Source organism: Clostridium sp. UBA7339, from assembly GCF_002470865.1.
Lineage (GTDB): Bacteria > Bacillota > Clostridia > Clostridiales > Clostridiaceae > Clostridium_J > Clostridium_J sulfidigenes.
The window spans coordinates 308051-331054 of sequence record NZ_DKPI01000003.1 but is presented as its reverse complement, the minus strand read 5'-3'; the positions used below and the strand labels follow the sequence as shown (position 1 = coordinate 331054).

General features: G+C 28.8%; 29 protein-coding genes and 1 pseudogene. 28 read left to right on the top strand and 2 right to left on the bottom strand.

Annotated features, from left to right (window positions below):
• The first annotated feature begins 113 nt into the window (after positions 1 to 113).
• From B2S02_RS01905 to B2S02_RS01860, 10 genes are all read left to right on the top strand, one after another.
• Positions 114 to 530 (top strand): OsmC family protein, encoded by a 417-nt coding sequence (locus B2S02_RS01905; protein WP_346846849.1) that lies wholly within the window; start codon positions 114 to 116, stop codon positions 528 to 530.
• The gene (locus B2S02_RS01900) at positions 521 to 703 is read left to right on the top strand and encodes a hypothetical protein (RefSeq protein WP_346846850.1); all 183 of its coding nucleotides are present in this window, start codon (positions 521 to 523) and stop codon (positions 701 to 703) included. The genes B2S02_RS01905 and B2S02_RS01900 overlap by 10 nt, the downstream gene beginning before the upstream one ends.
• A 44-nt stretch (positions 704 to 747) precedes the next feature.
• The gene (locus tag B2S02_RS01895) at positions 748 to 1230 is read left to right on the top strand and encodes a GNAT family N-acetyltransferase (protein WP_346846851.1); all 483 of its coding nucleotides are present in this window, start codon (positions 748 to 750) and stop codon (positions 1228 to 1230) included.
• 134 nt (positions 1231 to 1364) lie between these two features.
• Positions 1365 to 1826 carry a GNAT family N-acetyltransferase gene (locus tag B2S02_RS01890; protein ID WP_346876748.1) on the top strand — a complete coding sequence of 154 codons (462 nt, stop codon included), beginning with the start codon at positions 1365 to 1367 and terminating at the stop codon, positions 1824 to 1826.
• Between the two features lie 218 nt (positions 1827 to 2044).
• Positions 2045 to 2473, top strand: coding sequence for an N-acetyltransferase (locus tag B2S02_RS01885; protein WP_346846853.1), 429 nt, complete (start codon positions 2045 to 2047; stop codon positions 2471 to 2473).
• A gap of 213 nt (positions 2474 to 2686) precedes the next feature.
• Positions 2687 to 3496 carry an alpha/beta fold hydrolase gene (locus tag B2S02_RS01880; protein ID WP_346876746.1) on the top strand — a complete coding sequence of 270 codons (810 nt, stop codon included), beginning with the start codon at positions 2687 to 2689 and terminating at the stop codon, positions 3494 to 3496.
• Between the two features lie 123 nt (positions 3497 to 3619).
• The gene (locus B2S02_RS01875) at positions 3620 to 4066 is read left to right on the top strand and encodes an NUDIX domain-containing protein (RefSeq protein WP_346876745.1); all 447 of its coding nucleotides are present in this window, start codon (positions 3620 to 3622) and stop codon (positions 4064 to 4066) included.
• A 264-nt stretch (positions 4067 to 4330) separates the two neighbouring features.
• Positions 4331 to 4822 (top strand): hypothetical protein, encoded by a 492-nt coding sequence (locus tag B2S02_RS01870; protein WP_346876744.1) that lies wholly within the window; start codon positions 4331 to 4333, stop codon positions 4820 to 4822.
• 176 nt (positions 4823 to 4998) lie between these two features.
• Positions 4999 to 5475 (top strand): DUF4829 domain-containing protein, encoded by a 477-nt coding sequence (locus tag B2S02_RS01865; protein ID WP_346876743.1) that lies wholly within the window; start codon positions 4999 to 5001, stop codon positions 5473 to 5475.
• Positions 5476 to 5639: 164 nt separating this feature from the next.
• Positions 5640 to 6152 carry a GNAT family N-acetyltransferase gene (locus B2S02_RS01860; RefSeq protein ID WP_346876742.1) on the top strand — a complete coding sequence of 171 codons (513 nt, stop codon included), beginning with the start codon at positions 5640 to 5642 and terminating at the stop codon, positions 6150 to 6152.
• Between the two features lie 849 nt (positions 6153 to 7001).
• Here B2S02_RS01860 and B2S02_RS01855 read toward each other — a convergent pair.
• On the bottom strand, positions 7002 to 7445 hold the full coding sequence (locus B2S02_RS01855; RefSeq protein WP_346876739.1) for a hypothetical protein: 444 nt from the start codon (positions 7443 to 7445) through the stop codon (positions 7002 to 7004).
• A 435-nt stretch (positions 7446 to 7880) separates the two neighbouring features.
• Between B2S02_RS01855 and B2S02_RS01850 the strand changes: the two genes are divergently transcribed.
• The 13 genes and pseudogenes from B2S02_RS01850 to B2S02_RS01790 all read left to right on the top strand — a co-directional run bounded on the left by B2S02_RS01850 (position 7881) and on the right by B2S02_RS01790 (position 18522).
• Entirely contained in the window at positions 7881 to 8381 is a 501-nt protein-coding gene (locus tag B2S02_RS01850) for a GNAT family N-acetyltransferase (RefSeq protein WP_346878860.1), read from the top strand.
• 75 nt (positions 8382 to 8456) lie between these two features.
• On the top strand, positions 8457 to 9203 hold the full coding sequence (locus B2S02_RS01845) for a GNAT family N-acetyltransferase (protein ID WP_346920182.1): 747 nt from the start codon (positions 8457 to 8459) through the stop codon (positions 9201 to 9203).
• 128 nt (positions 9204 to 9331) lie between these two features.
• Positions 9332 to 10186, top strand: coding sequence for a hypothetical protein (locus B2S02_RS01840; protein WP_346876736.1), 855 nt, complete (start codon positions 9332 to 9334; stop codon positions 10184 to 10186).
• 104 nt (positions 10187 to 10290) lie between these two features.
• Positions 10291 to 11211 carry a phosphotransferase enzyme family protein gene (locus B2S02_RS01835; protein ID WP_346876735.1) on the top strand — a complete coding sequence of 307 codons (921 nt, stop codon included), beginning with the start codon at positions 10291 to 10293 and terminating at the stop codon, positions 11209 to 11211.
• Between the two features lie 151 nt (positions 11212 to 11362).
• The gene (locus B2S02_RS01830; protein ID WP_346920181.1) at positions 11363 to 11560 is read left to right on the top strand and encodes a hypothetical protein; all 198 of its coding nucleotides are present in this window, start codon (positions 11363 to 11365) and stop codon (positions 11558 to 11560) included.
• A 15-nt stretch (positions 11561 to 11575) separates the two neighbouring features.
• Positions 11576 to 12205, top strand: a pseudogene (locus B2S02_RS01825) (class I SAM-dependent methyltransferase); the annotation flags it as partial.
• Positions 12206 to 12526: 321 nt separating this feature from the next.
• Positions 12527 to 12823, top strand: coding sequence for a pyridoxamine 5'-phosphate oxidase family protein (locus B2S02_RS01820; protein WP_346876733.1), 297 nt, complete (start codon positions 12527 to 12529; stop codon positions 12821 to 12823).
• A gap of 5 nt (positions 12824 to 12828) precedes the next feature.
• Positions 12829 to 13278 (top strand): GNAT family N-acetyltransferase, encoded by a 450-nt coding sequence (locus B2S02_RS01815; protein WP_346920180.1) that lies wholly within the window; start codon positions 12829 to 12831, stop codon positions 13276 to 13278.
• A gap of 364 nt (positions 13279 to 13642) precedes the next feature.
• Complete coding sequence (locus B2S02_RS01810; protein ID WP_346920179.1) at positions 13643 to 14674, top strand: serine hydrolase; 1032 nt, start codon at positions 13643 to 13645, stop codon at positions 14672 to 14674.
• A 415-nt stretch (positions 14675 to 15089) separates the two neighbouring features.
• On the top strand, positions 15090 to 16298 hold the full coding sequence (locus tag B2S02_RS01805) for an SDR family NAD(P)-dependent oxidoreductase (protein WP_346876730.1): 1209 nt from the start codon (positions 15090 to 15092) through the stop codon (positions 16296 to 16298).
• 117 nt (positions 16299 to 16415) lie between these two features.
• Entirely contained in the window at positions 16416 to 17045 is a 630-nt protein-coding gene (locus tag B2S02_RS01800) for a hypothetical protein (RefSeq protein ID WP_346876729.1), read from the top strand.
• A gap of 42 nt (positions 17046 to 17087) precedes the next feature.
• Positions 17088 to 17639: an AAA family ATPase gene (locus B2S02_RS01795; RefSeq protein WP_346878853.1), complete on the top strand. Its 552-nt coding sequence runs from the start codon at positions 17088 to 17090 to the stop codon at positions 17637 to 17639.
• Positions 17640 to 17991: 352 nt separating this feature from the next.
• Positions 17992 to 18522, top strand: a complete 531-nt coding sequence (locus B2S02_RS01790; protein WP_346920178.1) for a dihydrofolate reductase family protein — start codon at positions 17992 to 17994, stop codon at positions 18520 to 18522.
• A 149-nt stretch (positions 18523 to 18671) separates the two neighbouring features.
• Here B2S02_RS01790 and B2S02_RS01785 read toward each other — a convergent pair whose 3' ends face one another.
• Complete coding sequence (locus B2S02_RS01785) at positions 18672 to 19019, bottom strand: four-helix bundle copper-binding protein (RefSeq protein ID WP_346846876.1); 348 nt, start codon at positions 19017 to 19019, stop codon at positions 18672 to 18674.
• Between the two features lie 241 nt (positions 19020 to 19260).
• Between B2S02_RS01785 and B2S02_RS01780 the strand changes: the two genes are divergently transcribed.
• The 5 genes from B2S02_RS01780 to B2S02_RS01760 all read left to right on the top strand — a co-directional run bounded on the left by B2S02_RS01780 (position 19261) and on the right by B2S02_RS01760 (position 22938).
• Complete coding sequence (locus B2S02_RS01780) at positions 19261 to 19551, top strand: cytochrome b5 domain-containing protein (protein WP_346846877.1); 291 nt, start codon at positions 19261 to 19263, stop codon at positions 19549 to 19551.
• A gap of 249 nt (positions 19552 to 19800) precedes the next feature.
• Positions 19801 to 20370, top strand: a complete 570-nt coding sequence (locus B2S02_RS01775; RefSeq protein ID WP_346846878.1) for a hypothetical protein — start codon at positions 19801 to 19803, stop codon at positions 20368 to 20370.
• Positions 20371 to 20468: 98 nt separating this feature from the next.
• Positions 20469 to 21227: a DUF5694 domain-containing protein gene (locus B2S02_RS01770; RefSeq protein ID WP_346920177.1), complete on the top strand. Its 759-nt coding sequence runs from the start codon at positions 20469 to 20471 to the stop codon at positions 21225 to 21227.
• 114 nt (positions 21228 to 21341) lie between these two features.
• Complete coding sequence (locus tag B2S02_RS01765; RefSeq protein ID WP_346876725.1) at positions 21342 to 22253, top strand: metallophosphoesterase family protein; 912 nt, start codon at positions 21342 to 21344, stop codon at positions 22251 to 22253.
• A 316-nt stretch (positions 22254 to 22569) separates the two neighbouring features.
• Positions 22570 to 22938 (top strand): metalloregulator ArsR/SmtB family transcription factor, encoded by a 369-nt coding sequence (locus B2S02_RS01760; protein WP_346846881.1) that lies wholly within the window; start codon positions 22570 to 22572, stop codon positions 22936 to 22938.
• The last annotated feature ends 66 nt before the right edge of the window (positions 22939 to 23004 follow it).

Sequence of the window (23004 nt, the reverse complement as noted above, 5' to 3'; positions counted from 1 at the left end):
AGTGTATGCAATAAAGTAGTAAATATATTGTACTTTTCTTGTGAGTTAATACATAGTTGTAAAAAAATAAAATATTATCAAATAGTATAAATGTAATTTTAGGAGGTTTTATTGTGAGTAATAATTTGACAGTAACAGCAGATCTTATAAATGACAAGGTGAAATTTTCAGGGGTATCACGTTATAATAAGGAGATAATCATTGATTCCGTGGATGGCGATGGGTATACTCCACTTGAGCTATTTCTTATGAGTCTGGCAACCTGCAGTGGGATGACCTTAGCTTTATTGCTTAGGAAGATGAACAAAACTGTATCTGAATTAAAAGTAATCGCTTCAGGTGAAAGAAGAGAAATCTATCCTACATATTTTAAAAGTATACATTTAATATTTGAAATTGCATCAAAGGACGTACAGACTGATGAGATCGAAAGGACTATAAAACTGATGGAAGAGTCGTTATGCCCTGTTTGGAACATGGTAAAAAGTAATGTTGACATAAGCTATGATTATAAGATAATATGCCACTAAAAAAGGTAATTGAACATAATTTGGATTTGATAAAAACCGCAGACTATATAATAGATATGGGCCAAGATACAGGAGAAAATGATGGTCAAATAGTAACAGCGGGAACCCCTGAGGATATTATAATGTGTGATGAATCCTATACAGGAAAATATCTAAGAAAATATATGAAATAAGGTATAAATCGAGAGGAATGTATTATAATTGGAGGAATGTAAAATTGGAAAATTTATCACTAAAACCTCGCAAACTTGAAAATGTAAAAATATTTTGGAGACAATCCCAGGACGAAGAAGTAGAAGCTATGTTTCCATTTGAAAGGAATACATTAGACCAAGCAGTTAAGATGTATGAGGAATCATTAAAGCCTGGTGCAAGGAGTTTTGGGAAGGTTATTTATTTTGATGATAAATACATAGGTGATATCTGGTGTTATGGAATCGATGAAGCTGATGAGAAACAGGCATTTGTAAGTATAGTTATATTTGATAAGACATATTGGGGTAAAGGGATTGGTAAGAATGCGTTAACACAATTTTGCCACATTGTATTTGAAAAATATAATGTCAGCAAGTTATGTGCATTCACATATAAAAATAACACAAGATCTAAAGGTGTCTTAGAAAGTGTGGGATTTAGGATGCTTGAGGAGTTTGAAGAGGATGGTGTGCCTTCATACTATTATGAATTATTGAACCAATAAAAAAGGAAAGTGTAATATAAAGAAAGTAGATTATGAATTAGTAGAAGCTAATAATAAGAATTGTAAAAGTAAAGTATAAAAGATAGAAGAAGTTTATTTTATAAAATAAAATTATAATTTATAAGGAGTGAAAAATGAGCAATTATAGAATTATAAAATTACAGGAATACCCTGAATTGAAAAACTACGCGGCAAATTGGTTTCATGAAAAGTGGAATATTCCCCTTGAAGCATATATTGAAAGCATAGATGAATGTATGAAAAATAAAACTGCTGTTCCACAATGGTATATAGTAATAATAGGAGATAAAATTGTAGGTGGACTTGGTGTAATAGAAAATGATTTTCACAACAGAAAAGATTTAACTCCTAATGTATGTGCTGTTTATGTGGAAGATGATTATCGCTGTCAAGGAATTGCTGGTAAAATGCTGAACTATGTATGTGATGATATGAAAGAAAAAAATGTTGATACACTTTATCTTGTTACAGACCACACGTCTTTTTATGAGCGTCATGGTTGGGAGTTTCTGTGTATGGTCCAAGCCGAGGGTGAAAAAAATCTGACAAGAATGTATATCCATAGAACAATATAAATTAAAGTTTATTGATTAGATTATTGAAGAAATAAGAAAAATATAATAAGAAATACTAAATAATATGATATGATGTAATATAGTTAATAGTATTTATTTAACTTAATAGAGTTTTCTAATAGTATAAAATATATTATTAGAAAAGCAATAGAAAGGGTGAACTTCATGAGTGTATTCTACTCTTACTTTTAATATTTTTAAAAATGAAGGAGAATAGAATGATTAAAAAATTTGATATAAGTAAATTAGATGATGTAATGGCAATCTGGCTTGAAACTAACATTAACGCTCACAGTTTTATACCGGAAGAATACTGGATTAAAAATTATGATATGGTGAAACAAATGTTGCCATCTGCTGATATTTATGTTTATGAAGAAAATAATATTATAAAGGGTTTTATAGGAATTGTAGAACAAAATTATATAGCAGGAATTTTTGTGAAAAAAGAATATCAAAAAGAAGGTATAGGACAGAAACTGATAGATCATTGTAAATCTAGGTATCCATATCTCCTATTAGATGTCTTTACAAAAAACAAAAGAGCAATAAACTTCTATGATAAAAACGATTTTATAGTTGTAGATGAACGTATTCATGAGGATACAAAAGAAATGGAATATACTATGTCTTTTGGTGAAAAATAGTTTAATATATAATCGACAGAAATAAGCGTGTTGCAAAAAATTCTGCAACACGCTTTAACAGTAGGAGGATTATTTGTGAATAAGAAAAAAATCATTTGGGGAATAGTTATTTAATATAAAGAATTAGTAAAAGGCGATATTTATAGCATCTCTTTATAGGGGTGCTTTTATTAAAATTACTTTAAAATAGGAATTTATGAAAGGGGTACTAATATGGACGATAGAGTAAAAGCATTGAGTGGAGGAAGTACGAATAGAGATTTGGCAAGTCAGGATGTTAATTGGAAACAGAATCAATGTCATTGGAATGTTGAAGATAATAGAAATAAATATAAATGTGAGGTAAAAGGAACGCCAACTGTGATATTTGAATCAGGTTTAGGCGATGATAATGGAGTTTGGAAGTTAGTTCAGCAAGAAATTTCAAAAACTACAATAACATTTTCTTATGATAGAGCACAGCTGAGAAATAGTGCTATAGGTGATTTATCAAGAACAAGTTTAGAGCAAGTTCACGAGTTACATACCCTTTTAAATAAAGCAAAGGTTAAAGCACCCTATATTATAGTTGCACACTCAATAGGAGGCTATAATGCAAGATTATTTGCTGGTACATATCCTAAAGAATTAGCTGGTATTATATTTATTGACTGTTCACATGAAAATCAATTTGAAGATAGGGTAAACCGTTCTTCTGCTGAAGAAATAGAAATGGTGAGAAAACAATTGATTGGAGAAGAGCAAACTTTTGATAAATTATTAATAAGTGCTAAGCAAGTAAAAGAAATAAGAAAAAAGGATGCTTTAAGGAATATTCCAATAATTGTACTTACTGCTGACCATAAAGGTGAAGAGTCTGCTGCCATTTCGGAAGAAACCTGGTTAAACTATCAAAATGACATAGTAACATTATCGGATTATAGTAAACACATCATGGTTAAAGATTGTTGTCATTATATACAGAAGGATAAGCCTCAGATAGTAATTGATGCTATAAATGAAATAGTTGATAGGATGCTTTAAATACGTACATTTTATTGTAATTCTGCTTCAATAAGTATATGTAACCATGTTTGCAAATGAAAAATTATAGGATAGAACCAAGTAAATATTATTTATATTTGTAGATATAAAAGGAGTAAGAGAATGGAAAGAAAAATACGTAATTCTGCAAAGGCATTGATTATTAAAGATGGGAAAATGTTAGCATCAAAAATCAATGATAACGGTGATATTTTTTATATAATGCCTGGAGGTGGTCAAGAATCTGAAGAAACTTTGGAAGAGGCTGTTAGAAGAGAAGTTAAAGAAGAGTTTGGATTGATTGTTGAACCCAAAACCCTTGAATTTGTAATTGAAGGAGTAACAGGGGAGTCATTTCATAGAGTTGATTTAGTATTTTTGTGTGAGTACATCAAAGAAATACCTGATGCTCAAATTACTGGTGATTATAATCAAATTGGATTTGATTGGTTACCTATTGAAAATCTTATGAATGAGCCATTATATCCTTCAAAATTAAGAAAACAGATAATGAATTTATATAATGCTGAAGAAACTGTAGTATATCTTGGAAATGAGAGTATAGAATAAATATTTGCTAATCCATATTGGACCTACTGATGCTGGTAAGAGTACTACGTTAAAATGTTTAATTGGAATACTGCAACCGACATTAGGAAGTGTAGAAATTGAAGTGCCTAATTGTGAGATAGAAAGTGTTATTTATAGTAGTAACTTTTATAAATATAAACATACATTATATAGCATTTATGCTATAATAAGTATACAATATTGAAACTATAAAATATAAGTGAAACATCTTTAAACTACCTTATAAAATTAGGAGGATTATTTGTGAATAAGAAAAAAATCATTTGGGGAATAGTTATTTTTATTTTCTTTGCTATAATTGTATGGATTGACATACCATATATTTTTCCTACAAATAACTTAATATCAAAAAATAATTATGATTACACCTATAAACAAGTAAATGCATATGACTATACCTATAGACAAGAAGATGAAATAGATTCAGATTTACTAGATAATTCAACTTGGATAGATAATACTGAAGATGACAAAGTAAATAAGTTAGTCAGTATAATTGATGAGTTATCTTATAAAAAAGCTAGGAGGCCTAAGGATTGGTCTAAATTTAGTCTTAATTTTATGGCAAGCTATGATGAAGATGAATACACTACTTATACTAAAGATGTATTTTCTATTACATTTTATGATGATAACGTAATTGGTTTTCGAGAACAAGATCAGCATAAGGAAAAATATTATAAAATCCAAGATAAGGATTTTGATATTAAAAGGATTATGGAAGAGTTAAAATAATTATTTAATGTAAGAAATAGTAAAAGACAATATTTAAAGCATCTCTTTATAGGGGTGCTTTTTTATATACATACATTTTATTGTAATTATGCTACAATAAGTATATACAACTATGTTTTCAAATGGGAATGTATTATAATGGGAAAAAGAAAAAGTTAATTCATAGGAGGGGTATTATGAAGAGAAATATAAGTTTCAATGTTATGCTTATTATTATTACTTTGATCCTTCTTGTCGGTTGCTCAAGTGAGAGCAATAGGTCAATTGATACTAAAGGTGATTCTGCTCAAACTGTAGTAGAGAATTATTTTAAGTATGAAAATGAAAAAAATAAAGATAAGTTATTAACTACTTTAACAGAGCATTTCAACGCTCCAAATGTAGTTTGGGGCTTTGATAATTTGGACAGCACTAAGATAATAAGCATTGAAGAGGAAATGAACGAAAAAGTTAAAGAAGGTTATTTGCATAATGGACGAGGTAGTACAAATGGAACAACAGAAAATAACCTTAAAGTTTACAAAGTAAAGTATGAAGTAAAGTATAAAAATGATGGAGCGAGTCCCCAAAATAGTGGGATATATGATTGGTGGTATTTTGTTATAAGAAAAGATGAAAATTCACCATGGCTTATAGATGATATGGGCGTATAATTAATTCACACTCTTCTTAAATAATATACTGTCTGTAAGAAGTAATTGGGAAGTGTAATTTTCATATTATACAAAACACTATAGAAACCTTAATATGCAAATAATTTATAAAATAAAAAGTGCATAAAACTTTACACTAATTTATCTAATATGGGGGAGCATAAATGGAAAATATCAAAGTGGAATTAAAGACACCTAAATTTGAAGAGTTAGATTATAGAAGAAAACTTTTATCAGATAGAGAAACAATGATTTACAATATAGGGTATGAAGACACTGATGGAACAGGATGTATAGATTTTAAGGAAAATACTTGGAGAGACTGGTTTTTTAGATGGGTTAATAATACTCCAGAAAGATATTATGCATATATTATTAAGACTGATGAAAATTTACCTGTTGGTGAGGTTGCTCTACGATATGTAAGTGAAAAAAAGTCTTACTGTGTTAATATAATAATCGAAGCAAGACATAGGGGCAATGGATTTAGTGAACAAGCCTTAAGATTATTAGTTGATGTTGCATTCAATGAGTTAGGAGCAGATAAGGTATTCTATGATTTTCCAAAATCCAGAATATCCGCAGAAAAAGTGTTTAATAAAGTAGGCTTTAAAAGAGTTTCAGATGAAATTGTTGAATTAACTAAACAAGATTATTTAAGTAAGCAGACGGTATAATACAATTGGAATAAAAAAGGTGAAAGACTAGACTTGAAAATAGATAATAATTTAAAAGAAACAAAAAGATTAATAAATAATTAGATGGATTGAAAATTATAGGTGGTATATTTATGTTATTAGACCAAATTCTTTGTATTATATTGATACTAATAAGTATATTTATAATTATAAAACCTTTGAAAATTATGAACACAATTAGAGTTATGTTTATCCTACAAGAATTAGATAAGGAGGACCCTAAGGTTTTTTTCTATAGATTTTCTGGTATAGCAGGAGTATTAATTTTTGGACTATTACTGCTGCAGACATTTTCATATTAGGAGATTTTAATTTTAGTTTGAAACTATAGCATATTCTTCACTCTTGGGAATGAAAATTAAAAAATTTAATTGTAGGAATTGTACTTGCTATTGCTTTAATGATCTTCACCACACTCTATATACTCGGTTAATAAACAATAATTTTAATGGTGCCTTGGGTGGTAAAATAGTTGTGGAAAAGATGAAGAAATAATGGCTCATAGAAGAAAGGTTTATAATATTACAAGAGAGAGGCATCCTTAAAGGTTTAATAGGGAAATTAGAAATTGGGCATCCCCTAGTGAGGTAGCACTTAATACTAGTGAAGAGGTTAATGAAAGGCTTAAGAATACAGACACCCTATTTTAAAATACCTAGTATTTTACAATAGGGTGTCTTTTTTTAAATGCAACTGTAAAAATTTTAAACATGAATTTCATATGAAAATATAAAAAGGTTATCCATCTACGTCCTAGCCAACAAGAATTTTACTATGTTCATATTGCGCTTCCATAAATTTTGATTTGCATTAATCTTAAATAATCGATTAATTTAAAAGGGCTTTCACTCTCAAATTTTTAAACTCGATTTTTATAGCTTCATCTTCTGCCTGAGGGTTTAAGCTTTTTTGCCAGGCAATGTAATATGTCATTATTTTATCTTCATATTTAGCCCAATCATCTTCATCAATTTTTAAAAATACACTGCTACCTACTTTTGCTTGCTGTTCTTGCGTGGTTTCTTCTACGCTTTTAGTTTCAATAATTTCAATAATTTCTTCAGACAAGGCTATTCCCTTTGATGCACTATTCCATGCACCTTGTACACCAATAAAAACCCCACCTGCCACAAGCAGCAAAGAAACAAGTAAAAGCAATAAACCGGTTTTAAAATTTCTTTTTTTAAAGTAAAGACATCCAAATAATATCCAAATTGCTACAATAAATCCCACTGCACCTATAACGGCTAATATAGTTCCAAAATTATTCATATTTTACTCCTTAATCTATACGTCATCTTTGAATCCATTCAATATGAAGCTCTATATTTATACTCCATTTTTAAAATTTCATTTTAAAACAATTATTTTCCATTAAAAATTTTATTCTTGCTATTCTTTCATTAATCCTAATAACTCCAAATACAAAAACATCCCACAGGGTAATTTAGGGACACAACCCCTTTGCAAATATTTTGCCTAGTGGTTATTTTTATATTTTATCATAGCAAGATCATTGCTTCAACCATTTAATTCAGTTCACTATCCAATCTATTTAAATTTTAATCATCCCTAAAATCTGATTTGAAAAGTTTAAAATCCTATCTTTAAAGGTATTTTTTTCAGCTATCCCTGGGTAATATATATATAATATTGTAAATCATGTTATAATTAGTATAATTAAAACTATACTTAAGGAGGAAGAACATGGAAGACTTCAATATAAAATTTAGAGAAATGAGTGATGCTGAGTTTGATAGATTTGCTCAGTGGGATATTCTAGATTATTCCAAAGATTTAATAAAGGCGGGTCTATCTAGTGAAGAAAATGCACTGGAGGATGCAAAAGAAAGTTTTAATGAATTGCTCCCACAAGGAAAGGGCACAAAAGATAATTATATTTATGTGATTGTAAATAAGGACAATGAAAGTTTGGGATTTATCTGGTATCAAAAGTATAAGGAAGATATAGGGTTTATTTGCGATTTCTTAATACTTGAGAAGTACCGTAAACAAGGTTATGGAAAACAGACCTTGCTTATGCTTGAAAAAGAAGCAATAGAAAAGGGGTTTAATAAAATATTACTCAATGTTTTTAAATACAATAAACCCGCTTATTCACTATATAAAAGTTTAGAATATGAAGTTAGAGATGAAAAAAATCAGAATATATCTATGTTGAAAAATTTGAAAATTAGGAATTATTAATTCACTGCGTGTAGGTAAGGTGAAGTAAAGATTATTAAATAATACATGGATAGATAAAACTTAGGAGATGGATAAATGAATAAGATGCAAATTAAAAAAATTGTGAAAGAAAATCTTGGAGAACACTTAAATTGTGAACAAGAAGTCTTTGATCATAACGGATTAATTTTTCATAAACCAATTAAATTAAATGAATTTCAACAAAATCCATTTTTGGAAATTACGAGCATTGAAAAAACAATTATTGTATCAGCTTCAGATGAAATTATGGAAAATGTGAAGACTTTATTAGTTGGGAAATCAAGAGATGAGGTATTTGAATGCCCTTTAATATATGGTCAATCAATTTATTATATTCCTGATATGAAAGAAATGAAGTTATGTGATTTATTACCACAATACGAATATTTCTATTTAGAAGGAAATGAGATAAATAAATTAAGAGAAATTAAAGGATTTAATAATTCATTAGAGTTTGATGAATGTGGAAATGCATCTACTGCAATTGTATTTTTTGCTATGAAGGATGGAGAAATCATAGGACTTGCTGGTGCATCTAAGGAATACAATAATATGTGGGAAATGGGTATAGATGTAAAAGGTAATTATAGAACAGGTGGTTTGGCTACAGTACTTGTAAATCATTTAATGCATAAAATATTAAGCAAAAACATTTTACCCATATACTGTGCATCATCATCTAATATTGCCTCACAAGCAGTAGCTCATAGAGCTGGGTTGATACCTTACTGGATAAGCACATATAAGAATATACTTGATGGTAGTTCATCTTATAATGAATTAGTGAAACTATTATATTAATATTACAAGTGAAGTAACAAGCAATTTACACCTCAATTTTTTATGTGACATTTTAATAGGAAATTAGAGTTTAGATTAATAAATATATTTAAATAGGATTTCAAAATAATTAATAATGGGGGATAAAAATGATAAAAAACGTTTATACATCTGAGGAAGTAATTGATTTTATATGGGAATTAAGTCAGGACAATATACATGCAAGTTATCCAAGGATAAACTCAATAGAGGAGCTTAAAGGAGAACTTGAAAAGGCTCTAAATGAGAAGAATCGTAATATAATAGCCTATTATCAAAATGATGTACTATGGGGCGTATGCACTTATTTTTGGATACCTGATGAAAAATATGCACAAACACTACAGTTTTTAATAAGAGACGATTATCAACAAGTTGCAGAAGAAATGATTCATTACATAAGTAAGGAATTGTCTGGATATAAGCTATTTATAGGTGTACCATTTTCTAACGAAAATGCAAACCAATATTTTAAGAAAAAGAATATAGAATGTATCGAATCTAGTATTGTGGCAAACTTATATAATTTAAAAACTCATTGGAATCAAAGGCATGATAACGTAGATAAAATTACTAAAGATAATTTTGAAGAATATGCTATATTTCATGATAAACATGCTATTCCATTAGGTATTTATTACAATAGCACAAATTTAAAAAATGATATGGATTATTTTCAAGTACTTGTCTTTAGAAAAGACGAAGAGATTCATGGAAGCATTTTTACTAAGGGTAACAAAGACTTATCAGACGTTGTTGGTTTATTTATTGATAATGAATATAAAAATAAAGGTATTGAAAGTATTTTAATCAATGAAATGCTCATGGAATTATATAATGAATTTGGTTCCGTAAAAGAAATATTATATTTTGTTGATGAAGATAATAGTGACGAACTAAATTTTGTGTTGAATGCAGGTTTTGAAATTAAAGAAAGATATAGATGCTATAGATGTATACTTTAGTTTACTAAATTATTATTTAATAAAGATTAGCAATATTCATACAACATTAAGCAATTATAAAATAATTAACGTCCTTAAATACTGAATATTCAGGAGAAAAAATTATGATTGAAGAAGCAATAGAAAAATACAATTTTGTAAATCCCACATCAAGATTTGTGCGTCATAATGAAAATATGACATATTGTATTACTGATGATAATGGACAATTTGTTCTCAGGATACATAAACCATCAAAGGGTTTTTCAGTGGATTTTTTGCGTCTTGGAGTTGCACAGAATAAGTTTGTAGAAAGTGAAATGGAAGTACTTACTTATCTGGAAAACACTTCTCAATTAGGGACACAAAAAGTATTTAGAAACAAAAGTGGAGAACCTATTACCACTTTAAGGGATGGAAGTCTGGTTACTGCTTTGGAATGGGTAAAGGGTAAGACTTTAGAAAATGTGGAAATTACCAATGAATTAGCCTTGAGGCTAGGAAGGATGATTGGTAGTGTTCATAAATCTATGAGTAAGGTAAAGATAGAAAATAGATATATATATGGAGCAGAAATGATTGATAAATTATTGGAAGAGGCCAGGTATGCAATAGCAGCTAAGCATTATGATAAGGAGCATGGGGCAATTATTATAGATACTTTATTAAAAATTAAGATGAAGATGGATAAAGATAAAAATAGATTTTCTTTTATTCATGCTGATCTTGGAAAATCAAATCTCCTTTTATGTAATGAAGCAATAGTTCCAATTGATTTCTCATTATCAGGATATTGCCTTCCAGAAATGGATTTAGCATCAATATTCAGTCATATCAATAATGACAAGTTAAATAAAGAAATTTTGAAGGGTTATGAATCCTATTGCAGTATAAAGGTTGATAAAAAAGCTATTCAAACATGTTTAAGCTTACAGGTACTATTATTTATCATCTGTCAACATGAAAAAATTTATAATCAGCCATGGATTGAGAAATCAATGGAACGTTGGTGTAATGACATATTTTTACCATATCTTAAAGATTAATAATTATACAAAAGGGTTTGTGGTAAAAGGAGAAAATACTGAAGAATTTCTGCAAGAAAAGCTTGAATATATTGGGTTAACATATAGTATGAGTTCATTATATTTAGTATTAAAAAATAATTGATTAACTTATTTGGTAGGAGAGAAATTTATGGAAGACAAAAGTATAGAAATAAAAAAAGATATAACTAATATATTTAATAAGGTATCAGCAGTTTTTGATGGTAGTGGTCCAAGATACTTTACATACTTTGGAGAGAGATTGGTTGAATTTGCAGATGTAAAGGAAGGCGAAAGAGTTTTAGATGTTGCATCAGGAAAAGGAGCTTCACTTTTTTCAGCAGTATAGAAAGTTGGGAAGAGTGGAGTTGTTACAGGTATTGATATAGCTGAAGGAATGGTTAATGAAATTGATTTAGAAATGCAACGCCGAGGTGTAAAAAATGTACATGCAATGGTAATGGATGCTGAAAAATTAGAATTTGCAAATGAAACTTTTCAGCATATACTCTGTGGATTTGGAGTATTCTTCTTACCAAATTATAAAGTTGCCTTTCATGAATTCATGAGAGTTCTAAAAAGTGGTGGTCGATTCTCATTAACTACATTTCTTAGAAAAAAAGATGAAAAATTTATGTGGCTAAATGAATTATTTGATAAATATTTACCTGTATTTGAAGATGAATTAGATGAGTATCAATCAGAGGATATCCCTGAATTTGATACAGAAGAAGGTTTATATAAAATTTTGAATCAAGCTGGATTTAAAAATATACGAGTTATAAGTGAAGAAAAAGTTTTTATATACAAAGATGAACAAGAATGGTGGGATAAACTTTGGACTCATGGCGCTATAAGCACACTAGAAAAGATACCAAAAGATATGCTTGAAGACTTTAAATCAGAAGTTTTTGAAAAACTTAGAGAAATGAAAGAAGCAGGAGGCATACCACATACAAAGTCTGTTTTATATGCCTTTGGTGAAAAATTATAAATTCTTAAAAAAATTTAGATACCGTATTATTCAGTAATATGTAAAAGCATAAAATTAGTTATATATTAGTTACGTTATAATTTATGAAAAAAGCGACATAACTAATTGAATTTAGAGTGATAATAATGTTCTTTGAAAACTAAATAATACGGTATTAAAGATAAAACTTAACATAAGCATATTGGGAATTAGTGCAATAAAACAGTTAGTATGATACACTTTTTTTATGAGTTAAGTCATAGTGGTATTATATGATGAATTAATGATTTATAAATAGTAATTTGTAGGGAAGATTATTTATATTTTGTGAGGTGAAAAGTAATGAGGAGTCTTGAATATACAGAGATGAGGGCTAAAATAATTGATCGATTGAAAGAACAAAAAAATGTTGTATTAGCAACCTGTGAAAATAGAAAAGTTACTGCTAGAACTGTTTACTGCACATCAAATGAATTGAAAATATATTTTATGACTTCGAAAGCCTATGCGAAATATAAACAAATTATTAAAAATACTTTAGTGGCAATGTGTTTTAATAATGTACAAATACAAGGAAGAGCAGTCATATTAGGACATCCATCAAGTGATGAAAATAAAGAAATTTTAGAGAGATGGTGAGTGAATTGGATATTAAGTTAGCGAGTCCAGAAGAAATCAAAATAGTAACCAATATTTCAAAGAGAGCTTTCGATACAGACGTAATGGTAGGTGCCGATGAGGTAGGAGGGCCACCCAATTATGATTCTGAAAAATGGCATAAAAAAATGATGTTAAGTCATAATTTATACACTATAAAGCAGGAGGATTATCTCATTGGGGGAGCCGTTTTATTTCAGGATAAAAGAAATAAGGAGATTATGTATGTGGGAAGAATATTCATAGATCCAAAAGAGTATAAAAAAGGTTTCGGATTAGAATCAATGAAATATATTGAAAATATGTTTCCCAAGATTACAACATGGCGCTTAGAAACTCCGATTTGGAATACAAGAGCAAATTCATTTTATAAAAAGCTTGGATATTTGGAAATGTACAGAGATAAGGAATCTGTTTATTATCAAAAAGAGGTATGAGTATAATGAGAAGTTCATCAAATTCCAATTTGTAGGGTTGATATAACATATTTTTTATTCAGTTATGTCGTACCTTTCTTAAATGGACAAACTAATATACAATTAAATAATTTATTCACAATACCGTACTATTCAAAATGAATATGCGGTATTTTTTATTTCGCAATTCAAAGACCTTCAGTACTAATAAAATTAAAAATCCTTATTTGTAAACTGGATGATATATTATTAGGAAATATTTATATTAACATAAATTGTTTTTCATAGTATAAATTTAATGGTAAAATTTATATATGGATAGGTGAGGTTGAACTGTAAAATACTATAAATATAATTGTAAAATTTGAAGTGGAGTGTGAAAATATTGGATGCTCATATTATTAAATCACAAATATTAAACAAGAACCCTGATTTTTCTGGAGTTATATTCCTCTCGATTAGTGGAAAAAAAATTATACAAGAAGCTATTGGGGAAGCTAATATAAGTGAACATATTAAAAATCATATAAATACGAGATTTCCAACAGCATCTGGATGTAAGATTTTTACTGCTATTGCCATATTAAAATTAATTGAAATGGGAAAACTGTCATTAGATGATTCGGTTACAGATTGTTTGCCGAACTTTTTCCCATATATGGATAATTCGGTGATAATTCGCCATCTACTTACCCATACATCGGGATTTAGCGACTATTTTGATGAAGAAGAAAATGAATCTGATGTTTACTATGCTAAGGTATGGGAGAATATTCCGATGTATGTCATGAAATCACCAAGTGATTTTTTGAGATTGCTTAAAAATAAAAAAATGGAGTTTGAACCTGGTTCTCGCTTCAAATATAATAACGGTGGATTTGTAATACTTTCTATGATTATAGAAAAAGTTTCAGGAGTGGATTTTCCACTTTTTATCCAGAAATACATTTTTGACAAATGCGGAATGAGTAATAGCGGTTATTTTTCGATGGACAATCTTCCATGTGATACTGCAATTGGTTATACAGATAATGGAAAGGGAGGCTTAAAGTCTAATATTTATTCTGTGCCTATCATTGGCGGTGGAGATGGAGGGGCATATACTACTGCAAGTGATATGTATTTATTCTGGGATGCTTTGATAAATGGAAAACTGCTATCGGTTCAGAATGTACAATCTATGTGTACTCCACAAATAAAAGCTGGAGAAAATGGTAGTGCCTATGGATATGGTGTATGGTTAGATACATGTAATAACATGGTTATGAAAATTCATGTTATGGGTGGTGACCCTGGAGTCTCTTTCAGAAGCGCTTATTATCCACATAACAAAAGTGTGTGTACTGTTTTATGCAATCGTGATGCAGGTAGTTATATGGCATTTAAGGTGTTTGAAGATATAACGATAGGGGTTTAAATCCTATATGTAAACAAAGGTGAAAATTATTTATATTTTATGAGGGGAAGTTAATGTGTATTATATTTAGTGTGACTACGGTGAGTGATGTTGAATTTATACGTTCTTTATTTACAAATGAGGAGTATGAACCATACTTTGCTGAAAACAATACGTCTGAAAACGAATGAAAAGAATGATTCGAACTTTTATCACGTAAGGAAAACTATATAATCTTGGATATCTAAACGGGCAATAATGTCGGCTGGATTATGTATCAAATCCATGAGAATGAATGCTATTTGGATTTGATTGTATTAAAATATGGACTCATTGGTAAACATAATATGAAGTCGAGTTAAGTTTCTTTCTTATTATAAAGATAAGTATTTAAAACCAAAAATGAAATTGGCTAACAATTATAAAGAAGGAGATTATGATGCTTATAGAAAAAAATATATCCTTTAAAAATAAATTGGAAGGTAAAGTTATACTTTTAACTGGTGCAGGGAGTGGTATAGGTTTTGAAACTGCAAAAGCACTAGTTTATATGGGCGCGAAGGTTATTGTGGCTGAAATAGATAAACGAAAAATATTATGTGCACAAAGCACTTTAGATAGTATATTTGGTAAAAACTCTGTAGAATTTTATGAAATTGATTTATCCTATGAAAATCAGATATATGCTCTAGTTTCTCATGTGAAAGATAAATATGGTGGCATAGATGTTTTATTTAATAATGCGACCATAGCTACTATGGGAACAGTAGAAGAAGTTTCTATTGATGTATGGGATAAGAGTTATGCCGTTAATTTCAAAGCCCCATTACTATTAACACAATTAGTTTTGCCACTCATGAAACAAAAGCGTTCTGGGACAATTGTTTTTGTTTCATCTTCTGGTGCAGCACCCTTTATGGGCGCATATGAAGTCTTTAAAACAGCACAGGTGGAATTGTCTAATACACTATATGGAGAATTGGAAAGTACAAATATAAAAGTATATACTATCGGTCCAGGACTCATTAAAACAGAAACCGCAATGAAGGGAATAGAGCTTGTGTCATCTCATATGGGAATAACAACAGAAGAATTTTATGAAATGAATAAAGATCACATAATTGGAGTTGAGGAAGCTGGCACTGGATTTGCTATATCAGTTTTAATGGCTGATAGGTATAACGGTCAAGAAATTGGTGCTATACAGGTTTTGTCTGATTCTGGCTTACTACTAAAATTAGATAGTAGTGAAAACACTAAAAGTAATGATTATCAAAACATTATTCCAACTGTTCTGAATGTGGTAAAAGTTTATAAAGAACAATATTATGGTTGGATGAAAAGAAATGTTTTTGAACGTCAATGGGTATTGCGTGATTTTAAGAAAACAGTAGGATATTCTGCTGACCAGTTTCTTGAAATTATGCAACACATTCAATACGTAGTTAATAATGAAAAGATTCAAGAGATAAGCAGCTATTCATCTAATTTTCAAAAATTGATGGAATATTATAAGCGACAATATACACTACTACAAGGATATGAAAAAAATCCTGAAAAACTCAAGGAATATTCTATAACACTTTTGCATTATATTGAGGATTTAAAAACTATTTGTGATATTTTACTTAATAATGAAAGATGAATATAAATTTATAATCAGCCATGGATTGAGAAATCAATGAAATGTTGGTGTAATGATATATTTTTACCATATCTTAAAAATTAATAATATAACAAAGAAAGTTTTTAGGGGGTTAATATGAAAACAAATAAAGCAAAATTTCTTATAATATTACTATCTCTTATTTTAATAACATTTACAGGTTGTACAAATAAAGATATGACTAAGAAACCTGTAATTTATTTGTATCCAACTTCAGAGCAATCAGTTAGCGTTAAACTAGATTATAATGGAGAGCTTACTTGTACTTATCCAGAGTACAAAGATGGTTGGAATGTAATAGCAGAACCTGATGGTACATTAACTAATATTGGAGATAAGAGGAAGTATTCTTATTTATATTGGGAAGGGATTTCAAAAAATCAATGGGATATGTCAAAAGGGTTTGTAGTAAAAGGAGAAGATACTGAAGAATTTCTGCAAGAAAAGCTTGAATACATGGGGTTAACTCCAAGGGAATATAACGAATTTATAGTGTATTGGCTACCAATTATGCAAGAGAATAAATACAACCTGATTACTTTTGCAGGGGAAGATTATGAAAATATAGCAGAGCTTAATATAACTCCAAAGCCAGATTCGATATTAAGGGTAATGATGCTCTTTAAATCATTAGATAAACCTATAGAAATAGAAGAACAAGAAGTTAAATCTTTTGAAAGAAAGGGATTTACCGTTATTGAATGGGGTGGAACAGAAGTGAAATAGGATAAAAAAAGATTATTTATATTTGATAAAAGAGGTGATATTTTGAAATTAGTACTTATAATCGGAGACAGTGCTGTTGGAAAAATGACAGTAGGACAAGAACTAGCTAAAATTACGGATTTACGTTTATTCCATAATCATATGATGATTGAACCTGTACTGGAGATATTCGGATATTTTAATGGAAAAGCTATCTCTGGCATGAGAGAAGTTATTTTTGAAGAGTTTGCAAAATCTGAACACTATGGATTAATTTTCACATATATGTGGGCATTTAATCAGCAATCTGATTGGGATTATGTTGAATATGTTTGTGATATTTTCAGAAAACATAATGCAGATATATGTTATGTGGAGCTTGTTGCTCCTCAAGCAATCAGATTAGAAAGAAATGCTACTGAAAATCGTCTGAAAAATAAAATCTCAAAACGAGATATAGAACTGTCAAATCAAAGGCTTATAAATGATGATAACAAGTATCGGTGTGTAAGTAATGATGGTGAGATTCCTTATGATAACTATATAAAAATTGACAATACCAATCTTTCGGCGGAAATTGTTGCACAGATAATAAAAGAGCAATTTGAGCTGTAATATCTGATTAGAATAACTATAAACTTTAATTCGTATTCTTCTGATATTGCTTATAAGTCATGTGACATATTAAAATGAAAAAAATATATTCTTGCCTAGTTTTAAATATAAATATCGATATAGAAAACTATTTAAATATAAAAATATGAACCTATTTAACTATGTATATATTTAACTATTAAACTATTTGTTGTGTTCATGCGGGTTTCAGGGGTTATCTATTTTGGAAAGTGATATGAAATTGTTTATAAATAAGTTAGTAGGTTGATTTTTCAAATGAATAATTGTAGAATATTGTTCACTAATTGTGTTTTAAAATTAGATTAAATTTTATAAATATGGAGGTTTATAGATGTACAACAATAGAAAATTAGTTCTATATATTGCAACAAGTTTAGATGGTTACATAGCTACAGAAGATGATTCCTTGGAATGGTTGTTTAAAACTGAAGGCGAAGGAGATAATGGATATTCTGAATTCTACAATACAGTTGATACTATTCTAATTGGTAGAAGAACTTATGACTGGATTATTGAAAAAGAAAAAGGTAAATTTCCTTATAAGAATAAAAAGTGTTATGTATTTTCTAAATCAGAAAAAGGTAAGAATGAGAATGTAGAATTTATTAATCAAGATGTAGTGGAATTTACAAATAAAATCAAAAGACTGGATGGAGGAAACATATGGCTTGTTGGCGGTGGTGTTCTTCTAAATTCTTTTATTAAAGAAATGCTAGTTGACGAATTTATTATTACTATATCACCTACACTAATAGGTCATGGAATACCTTTATTTAAAAGAAATGATTTTGAGTTAGAACTAAAGTTAAAGGGGATAAGGAGATTCAATCAATTTGTTGAACTTCATTACAAGATGAAATAAAACAATTGATATCTAGTTCACAATTTTCTTAAATGATGTACTATTTGTAAGATGGAGTTGAGAAGTGTAATAGACTTTTACCCTAAAGGTAATTTAAAATAGTACAAAAGCCAGTAGTATAACACTATTGGCTTCTATATTATGGGTTATTACATACTAGCCATGTTTCTACATTCAGTAGCACATTTTTTACATTCTTGAGCACATTTTTGACAATGGTCATCTTTAAACATTTCACATTCTTGAGCACATTTATCACAAACAGTAGCACAAAGTTGACAGTGTTCTTTTGTAAATTGGCCATTCATAGACATCATTGCTGATGACATTTGGCACATACATGCACATTCAGTAAGAATGCTTATACATTTCTTTCTTGCTGCAACATCTGGCTCATTTAAACATGCTGTAAAGCACTCATGACATGCCTGTGCACATTTGTTACATTCATCAATACATGGTTGAAATTTGTCTGTTGAATTAGTTACTATTCCCATTATATAGTCCTCCTTAAAATAGTTTTATGATACAAAAATTATTATTCGTAATAAGCTAATTATTATTCAAATATTGTTTGTAGAAATGATTTCCATAAGTAAATATCTACGGTTATTTCATTAGATAAATAAGCAATAAAAGTATATAAGGGGATTAGTTTCAAGTTTATAACATTAATTAATTGAACAACTTTCTATTATAATCATATGATATATATATATAAATATTTTAGAGGTATATATGGCACTTTATTTTGATTTAAAAACTATTGAAGAACTTATAGGACATAATTACTCTAGACAACAGAAAGAATTTACATTAGATGAATTAGCACAGTTTGATGGAAGTAATGGGAAACCTGTTTATGTGGCAATTGAAGGTATAGTATATGATGTGAGTAAGGTAGCAGAGTGGGCAGGTGGAAAACACTTTGGTAATACTGCAGGTCAAGATTTAACCAGTGAATTTAAGGCTTGTCATGTAATGACTAAACTTGATAAATTACCTAAAGTTGGGATACTTAAAGAATAAATTATTTAATGGCTTTGATTAAAAATCAAGGTCATTTTTGCTTTAATATACAATTTATACTAATTATGTTATAATGAATGGAGTTCTTTGTTCCACTTTGAAGGAGATGGAGTATTAAAAATTAATAGTCATGGGATAAATTGGCTACCTTTATGCTATATGTAATGAATTGTAAGTTTTAGGAACTAAAATTTAGCAAATGACATTTTAAGAATTCAGGACTATTTATTTTTAAAGAGGTGATTTTAAATGAGAAAAAAATATTTAATTGTCATGATAATTACGTTTATTCTTTGTATTACTGGTTGTAGTAATTCAAGTTCAAAAATTGATAATTATCTCAACACTGGGAAAACAATCGATTCAAATTCGAAAGATATTATGCCAGAGCTAGAGGACTTGCCTAAATATGAGGATATCAAATATAGATATACACATAAGTCCCTATTGATTTTTGAATCTGACTCTGTTGCATTAATTGTAAAATATGATGATAATACCTTTGAGAGTGAAAAGAAAAAAATAGATGAGCAATATACTTTTTTAGATGAAAAAATTAAGTCTAGTTTTGATGAAAGTAAATATTATATTCCAGAATATGAGTTTTCTTTGAAAAGCTATGATTTTAGAGTTGTAGACGAAAATGATACTTCAAATACAGAATTTCCTAAATCCTTTGGAATGATTGGAGTATCTGAAGATAAAAAAAGTATAGCTTATTTATATTTTTATGATTCGGATTTAGACTACATAGGAGATGAAGATGAAAAAAATCCTATGGCTAACTTCATTAGGGAATATTTTAAATATAAATTTTAGAAACACATTTAAAGTATAGTAATTGTAAATATATAATTGCAAGGAATTTCACCTGGTGATTATCACATAACTCTATATTGAGGTATGAAGGAGGATATATGAACAAAGCAAAAATTATGATTTTAGGTACATTTCATTTTAAAACTGAAGAGAGTACTAGCATTATTAAAATTCAAGATGACAAGCGCCAGAATGAATTAAAAGAAATTATAAAGAAAATATCTAAATTTAATCCAAATAAATTATGTGTTGAACTAAGACCTAGTGAAGAGGGGCAATATAATAAACTCTTTCAAGAATTTTTATATAAGTCTAATTTGGATTTAAGTAAGCAATTAGCTGAAATCGGTATAAGAGGAGCAGATTATAGCATTAATGATACCGTAGATGAACGTATTAAATTTGCTTTTGATATAGCGAAATATAATAAATTAAATTATATATATGGTATTGATTATTATGATGGTTGGACTCAACCTCTTGTATTTAAGAAAGCTAAAGAAAATCATGCTTTATACAAAAATCTTAATGAGTCATTTATGAAATTTGCAAATAAGTACTATGGATTATTTACAGAAGAAACAACCATTGAAGATATATATAAATCTTTTAATAGTAAAGAGTTTAATGAGTTCCAACATGTAACCTCCTTCCTACCTTTTAATGATATTGAAATAGGAGATGATTCTATAGGGATTAACTTCGTTGCTTCATGGTATAAAAGAAATCTTCACATTTTTTCTAACTTAAAGCATATTTGTAATGATGACGATCGTGTATTAGTTTTATATGGGGCGGGTCATTTAAAGCTCTTAAGAGATTTTATAAATGATTCTCTCGATTTAGAGTATACATAAGTTTTACCATATTTAATATAAAACATAATTCCTTTATTTTAATGAATAAAATAAGGTTAAATTTCTTAATTTATATTTAGAAATTTTATATTAACTATGAGAAGAGGTATATTGATGGATAGCGTTAAATTTGCAGTATTTACTGATTTACATTATGATCATATCCATGATGGTTATGAAAGGCTTGAAAACTTCATTACCAATGTAAAAAATCTAGATATAGATTTTGTTATCCAACTTGGGGATTTTTGTGTGCCTAAAGAAGAAAATCGATTTTTACTTGATATCCTTGATAGTATAGGGAAGCCTTATTATCATACCATTGGTAATCATGATTCTGATTCATTCCCAAGAGAAGAAGTTATGAAGTTTTTAAAAATGGACAATAGTTATTATTCATTTAAAATGGACAAGATTAAGTTCATTGTATTAGATACATGTTTTATAAAAACTGATAATGGATATATACCATATTGTAAGAGAAACTATGATAAAACACAGGACATATATCCAATTCTTCCAGATTATGAATTTAATTGGCTGGAGGAGCAGTTCAATGATGATAGTGAGTATTATATTATTTTTTCACACCATAGTTTTGAAAATGAATTTGCTAAAAGAGGAGTATATAACAAGGGTGAAGTTAGAGATTTGATAAACAGAATAAATGATACAGGAAAAAAGGTACTTTTATGCGTAAATGGTCATGACCATGGAGATTCTCTTGAAAAAATAGGACAAACATATTACTTTGGTCTTAATGCTATGTCATATATATGGGTTGGGCCTGAATATGAGCATTTCCCTTACTCAAAGGAAATACATGAAGATTACCCCTTTTTAAAAGACTTAGTATTATATAATGAGGGGCTATATGCCATTGTTACCATTAACAACGATGGTGGCATACATATACAAGGCATCAATGGAAGCTACCAAAATGTCACCCCAAAAGACTTGGGCATTGGCGATAGGTGGAATGGTCGCTCTATACTACCAAGGGTATCTTCTTTAAAGGATATATAGTATTTTTATGATTTGCTAAACTACCGTATTATTCAGAATTGAATTTTACGGTAGTTTTTTATTTCTCAATTTAGATATATTATTAAATTTGCAGATAATGCAAATCAATTAGTAAATATGATCTTTATAAATTGAATAATGCTGTATTAGAAATCTTTCATATAACATAAATATACAGCCTCTTTTATTTTAATAAATATTTAAAAATATTTTTAAAATTATAATAAAAATATTTGACAAATATGAAGAAGATACATATACTGAATATATAAACATATGAACATGTGTGCATACATTCTAATGAGGTGATATATAAATGAATAACGAAAATGAAATAATTAGTACCTGTAATTGTAATACTATCCATGAAGATGTGATTAAGAGAGTAAAGGAAACTATTCCAGATGAAGAAGATTTATATGAATTAGCAGATTTATTTAAGGTTTTTGGAGATAGTACAAGAATAAAAATAATTTGTGCATTATTCCAAGCAGAAATGTGTGTTTGTGATATTGCGGCACTACTTGGAATGAATCAATCAGCAATATCCCATCAGTTGAGAGTTCTTAAACAAACTAGGTTGGTTAAGAATAGAAAAGAAGGTAAGGTTGTATACTATTCCTTAGATGATGATCATGTTAAGGGGATATTTGATCAAGGATTAGAACATTTATATGAGAAATAAAGAATTTAGGGGGCATGGGAATGAGTAATAAAGTTTTAAAACCTAACGTTAAAGAAGATAAATCAT

Bases quoted from the DNA above. Each gene is read 5' to 3' on its own strand.
- B2S02_RS01800 (WP_346876729.1), top strand. From the start codon at position 16,416: ATGAAAACAAATAAAGCAAAATTTCTTATAATATTACTATCTCTTATT.
- B2S02_RS01850 (WP_346878860.1), top strand. From the start codon at position 7,881: ATGGAAGACTTCAATATAAAATTTAGAGAAATGAGTGATGCTGAGTTT.
- B2S02_RS01760 (WP_346846881.1), top strand. From the start codon at position 22,570: ATGAATAACGAAAATGAAATAATTAGTACCTGTAATTGTAATACTATC.
- B2S02_RS01790 (WP_346920178.1), top strand. From the start codon at position 17,992: ATGTACAACAATAGAAAATTAGTTCTATATATTGCAACAAGTTTAGAT.
- B2S02_RS01820 (WP_346876733.1), top strand. From the start codon at position 12,527: ATGAGGAGTCTTGAATATACAGAGATGAGGGCTAAAATAATTGATCGA.
- B2S02_RS01780 (WP_346846877.1), top strand. From the start codon at position 19,261: ATGGCACTTTATTTTGATTTAAAAACTATTGAAGAACTTATAGGACAT.
- B2S02_RS01855 (WP_346876739.1), bottom strand. From the start codon at position 7,445: ATGAATAATTTTGGAACTATATTAGCCGTTATAGGTGCAGTGGGATTT.
- B2S02_RS01830 (WP_346920181.1), top strand. From the start codon at position 11,363: ATGGAAGACAAAAGTATAGAAATAAAAAAAGATATAACTAATATATTT.
- B2S02_RS01845 (WP_346920182.1), top strand. From the start codon at position 8,457: ATGAATAAGATGCAAATTAAAAAAATTGTGAAAGAAAATCTTGGAGAA.
- B2S02_RS01865 (WP_346876743.1), top strand. From the start codon at position 4,999: ATGAAGAGAAATATAAGTTTCAATGTTATGCTTATTATTATTACTTTG.
- B2S02_RS01765 (WP_346876725.1), top strand. From the start codon at position 21,342: ATGGATAGCGTTAAATTTGCAGTATTTACTGATTTACATTATGATCAT.
- B2S02_RS01875 (WP_346876745.1), top strand. From the start codon at position 3,620: ATGGAAAGAAAAATACGTAATTCTGCAAAGGCATTGATTATTAAAGAT.
- B2S02_RS01805 (WP_346876730.1), top strand. From the start codon at position 15,090: ATGATGCTTATAGAAAAAAATATATCCTTTAAAAATAAATTGGAAGGT.
- B2S02_RS01900 (WP_346846850.1), top strand. From the start codon at position 521: ATGCCACTAAAAAAGGTAATTGAACATAATTTGGATTTGATAAAAACC.
- B2S02_RS01840 (WP_346876736.1), top strand. From the start codon at position 9,332: ATGATAAAAAACGTTTATACATCTGAGGAAGTAATTGATTTTATATGG.
- B2S02_RS01770 (WP_346920177.1), top strand. From the start codon at position 20,469: ATGAACAAAGCAAAAATTATGATTTTAGGTACATTTCATTTTAAAACT.
- B2S02_RS01860 (WP_346876742.1), top strand. From the start codon at position 5,640: ATGGAAAATATCAAAGTGGAATTAAAGACACCTAAATTTGAAGAGTTA.
- B2S02_RS01880 (WP_346876746.1), top strand. From the start codon at position 2,687: ATGGACGATAGAGTAAAAGCATTGAGTGGAGGAAGTACGAATAGAGAT.
- B2S02_RS01785 (WP_346846876.1), bottom strand. From the start codon at position 19,019: ATGGGAATAGTAACTAATTCAACAGACAAATTTCAACCATGTATTGAT.
- B2S02_RS01890 (WP_346876748.1), top strand. From the start codon at position 1,365: ATGAGCAATTATAGAATTATAAAATTACAGGAATACCCTGAATTGAAA.
- B2S02_RS01835 (WP_346876735.1), top strand. From the start codon at position 10,291: ATGATTGAAGAAGCAATAGAAAAATACAATTTTGTAAATCCCACATCA.
- B2S02_RS01775 (WP_346846878.1), top strand. From the start codon at position 19,801: ATGAGAAAAAAATATTTAATTGTCATGATAATTACGTTTATTCTTTGT.
- B2S02_RS01885 (WP_346846853.1), top strand. From the start codon at position 2,045: ATGATTAAAAAATTTGATATAAGTAAATTAGATGATGTAATGGCAATC.